The sequence below is a fragment of the Corynebacterium sp. EPI-003-04-2554_SCH2473622 genome, from assembly GCF_001665955.1.
Taxonomy (GTDB): domain Bacteria; phylum Actinomycetota; class Actinomycetes; order Mycobacteriales; family Mycobacteriaceae; genus Corynebacterium; species Corynebacterium pseudodiphtheriticum.
Genome location: NZ_LZMN01000005.1, coordinates 1 through 3,833 on the forward strand (window position 1 = coordinate 1; position 3,833 = coordinate 3,833).

At 59.6% G+C, this 3,833-nt stretch carries 4 protein-coding genes and 1 pseudogene; 2 read left to right on the forward strand and 3 right to left on the reverse strand.

The window, feature by feature from the left end; translation table 11 throughout:
* The coding region (locus A5774_RS00265) for a hypothetical protein (RefSeq protein ID WP_156519498.1) at nt 1–383 on the reverse strand (383 nt) is incomplete at its 3' end.
* A gap of 2 nt (nt 384–385) precedes the next feature.
* A complete protein-coding gene (locus A5774_RS00270) occupies nt 386–706 on the reverse strand; it encodes a hypothetical protein (protein WP_023018450.1) in 321 nt (106 codons plus the stop codon).
* 112 nt (nt 707–818) lie between these two features.
* Between A5774_RS00270 and A5774_RS00275 the strand changes: the two genes are divergently transcribed.
* Entirely contained in the window at nt 819–1,646 is an 828-nt protein-coding gene (locus A5774_RS00275; protein ID WP_023018449.1) for a carbon-nitrogen hydrolase family protein, read from the forward strand.
* 60 nt (nt 1,647–1,706) lie between these two features.
* On the opposite strand, the gene A5774_RS00280 is transcribed toward A5774_RS00275, so the two are convergent.
* On the reverse strand, nt 1,707–2,969 hold the full coding sequence (locus A5774_RS00280) for a hypothetical protein (protein WP_156519499.1): 1,263 nt from the start codon (nt 2,967–2,969) through the stop codon (nt 1,707–1,709).
* Between the two features lie 314 nt (nt 2,970–3,283).
* Between A5774_RS00280 and A5774_RS00285 the strand changes: the two are divergent.
* Nucleotides 3,284–3,833 (forward strand): annotated as a pseudogene (locus tag A5774_RS00285) (sodium:glutamate symporter); the annotation flags it as partial.

The following is a 3,833-nucleotide window of genomic DNA, read 5'->3' on the forward strand; positions in this document are numbered from 1 at the left end:
CGCAGCACCTGTGATATCGCCGGGCCGGCAGGAACCGCATTTATGGTTGCGGTCGCGATGCGTTCCAGGCGCTCGGCCCATTCCATGTGTCCGGCGAAGGTTTCAACGATCCCGGCGATGGTGCGCATATTGCGTGTTGCCGTGGTGATGGTGTCGATGATCTCATGGGCACGGTCAATACCAGCTCTGGCTGCATCGCCGTCGAATTCTAAGCCCAACATACTGGTGATTTCACCGGAGAGTTGCTGTTGGTCGTGCTCGAGGGTGCTGGCACGGGAGCGGATTCTGGTGGCGGCAGCGAACATTTCTTGCGCGGTAGTGGTGCCGCTGGGCTGCGCAGCGCTGGATTGTGCGGTGCTGGGCTGTGCGGTGTTTAGAGCCATGATCAGTTTCCTTTCGATGCCGAAAGCGTGTGGCTGAGGTGATACGCCATGGCCTCGTCGTCTTCCGCGAGTGCGCAGAAGGTTCCGCGCATCTCTGTGAGGTGGGCCTGGAGCTGGTCATCAATGTCGACGGCGGTGTCATACCAGCTGCCTTCCGCATGACGCAGCGCAGCCAGGGTTGGGGTGGAAGCCGCAGTGCTGGTGGGGTGTGCCGCGCTGGTGGAACCGATGCCAGTCGCATCTGCGATACGCGGGGCGAATCGATGCCGGGCGTGCGTGGCGAGTAGATCAAGAGCAGAATCGGTGAATCGCAGAAAGTTCATGGGTGCGAGTCTGCGTGGGATAGCGCATAGTGGCCAGCCGGTGCGAGCTATGCCTGTGGATAAATGGAGTTATCCACAACACAGCGCGGTGGCGCGCGATTAGACTAGCATCATGAAGATCGCACTAGTACAGCTGACCTCTGGACCCGACGTGGAAGCGAACCTGGCACTGGCCAAAGATAAAATTACCGAGGCCGCAGACCACGATGCGCAGCTCATTGTGCTGCCAGAAGCGACGTTTCAAGCCTTCGACTCCGGGCGCCTGGACGGCAACGCCCAGGAATATGCCGAGTATTTCACGGAAGAAATCACCACGCTTGCCGACGAACTCGGCGTGACAGCCGTCGTCGGCATGTTCCGCCCCGCCGATACGGTGGAGGTCGACGGGAAAACCATCAACCGCGTATACAACTCCGCCCTCGTTACAGGCGGCGGAAGCAGCGAGTTTTATGACAAGATCCACACCTTCGATGCTTTCGCCTACCGCGAATCCGATACCGTGCACCCGGGGGATACCACCGTGGTGGTTGATGTTGCGGGACACAAAGTTGGCGTAGCGACCTGCTACGATGTGCGGTTCCCAGAGCAATTTAAAAAGATGGCCGATGATGGCGCCGAGCTTGTTGTGCTGCCTACTAGCTGGGCGGACGGCCCAGGCAAGCTGGAGCAATGGCGGGTGTTGACGAGCGCCCGGGCACTCGATGCCACTGTGTATCTCCTGGCGGCTGGTCAAGCTCGCCCCGGTGGTGCAGACAAAGGTGGGGAAAAATCCGGCCCCACCGGGCTGGGGCATTCGCGGGTGCTGAGTCCTACTGGCGAGTTATTAGCCGAAGCTGGTTACGACGACGAGATCCTGTATGTGGAGCTCGACGATATTGCTGGCGAAATAGCGAAAGCCCGGAAAGCATTACCGGTGCTGCGCGGCACGCGTGAGCTATAGCCGACTATAAAAAGCGATAGTCAGCTATAGCCGTATTTCTGCGTCACTGAATTCGGTGGATCAGCTCTGGTGGGTTTCGCTTTTCGCCGTCGGTGCGGTATCCACACCCGTGCGACCCCAGCTCTGGGTCTGCAGGGTATCCGGGTCTAATCCGGCTGCCGCGAATGCTTCCAGCATGCCGTTGACTTCAGTTTCTGGGCCCAAGACAAACACGTCGTGGTCGGACCAATCGCGGTAGTGAGCGATGGTCTCCTCAGGGTTTTCTTCCACCGATAAGCTCGCAGATGAATCAGGGTCCTTGCCGTTGTCGTCCTTGCCGTCGGCAAACACCTGGTCGTCGGCAAGCACCCGTTGCAGCTCGCGATGCCGGGCCCGTTGTGGCTTCAACCAATGCGGGTCAGAATTATGGCGGGCAAACGCGTGCACATCCAACCACGGGGTGAGGTTATCCAGGCTGTTAAGCGTGGCCAGCTCATAATGCTGGCCGGGGAAATCATTAATCACCAGCGCCTGCACCGGGGCATGCTGCTCGCCATGGGTATCGAAAGCGTCGAAAAGCAAACACCGCAACGTAGCCACCGCGGTGCCAAAAGCAATGATCAGGCTTTCGCGCTGCGGATCGAGCTCCAGCTGGCCGGCCGGGTTACCCAGTGTCCACTGATCACCCGGGCGCGTCATCATGAACCTCCGCGAATATCCCGACGCGCCAGGAAGCTGTGAGACATCGCGCACATGAAATTCCAATGTGCCGCAGCCATCAGCGGGGCGGGCAGCAGCCAAAGTGCGCCACACACCCGGCATCAATGTGGTCGCCACAGAAAAATACTGGCCGGGCTCATAATCGACCGGCAGCCCGCATTCCAGACGCACGATGCGGGTATGGGCATCAACGCGCTCCACATCGACCACCTGCCCCATGTGCGCAGGCGGGATCCCGGCTACATCGGCCTCATGCGCGGCAGTGGACATGAACGCGACGATGTCGTCGACAAGCGCACCGGCCTGCTGCAATACGTTGTCGGCAAGATCAATCTCTGCTAAAGCCTGGCGGGTGGCGGTGGCGAAAATAGGGTAGGTATCCGGTGGGAAGCCGTGCCGACGGTGCGAGCGGCCCAGGTCAGCGAAATACTCATCGAGGTCCGGGGCATCGAAGGCTGCGGCGAAAGACTCGGCGAGCCCGCGGTGGGCCTGCGAAGCATCCATGGGGAAGGACTGGCGGGCGTCGGGAAGTGCTGCGAAAAAATGGCGGTGCACCGCATCCCGGAACGTCGCAGGGTGGGCGCGCAGGTGCGTGGCGAGGCTGGCGAGATCCCGGATAGTCATGTCCTCCACAATATCGCGCGGACCAGGCTGGGCAGGCTGTGCGGTGCTGGTCTGGGTGGGCCGGCTGGACTGTGGTGGTCGTGCAATGATCGCCGTGCAGTGATGGTTGTGCAGTGATGGTTGGTCAACGCTGAGCGAGTAGCGGATAGCGGTGGGTAGCACAATTACGGCATGGGTACTATGATCATCTCGTCCTCGTGCTGTGTTTTGATCGCCGTATCAGGCTCGGCTTCGTATAGATCACATGTCGTCTTGCCGGACAGACAAGTGTCACAGGATCTCGTTCACCCTCACTCTGTAAAGGCAGGTGTTTCATGGAAGGCTTTTCCGCTTACGATCTCATGCTCGACGTTGGCTTTATCTCGTTGCTGATGATTATCGGTAACGTATTGCGCCACCGCATCAAATTCTTCTTCCAGGACCTGCTGTTGCCCGCACCAGTCACCGCTGGTCTGCTGGGCTTGTTGCTGGGGCCCAACGTTTTGAATATCGTCGGGTTTTCCGAAAACCTGGGCAGCTATACCTCAATCTTGATTGCCGTGGTGTTCGCGTCCATGGCTTATTCCATGGAACTAGGTGGCTCCGTGCGCAAGGGTGCGCGCAATATGTGGGCCTATTCCACCTTCATGTTCACCGCACAATGGGGCCTGTTCGTTGTGCTGGGCGTATACCTGTTCGCGCCGGTGTTTGATACTCCGGACTGGTTTGGCATGATGCTGCCGGTTGGTTTCACGGGTGGATTCGGTACCGCAGCTGCCGTCGGTGGCGCGCTGGAAGGTGTAGGTGCGGCCGAGGCTTCGTCACTGGGCTTTACCTCCGCCACCGTGGGCACCTTGGCGGCGATTATCGGTGGTGTGATTGCTG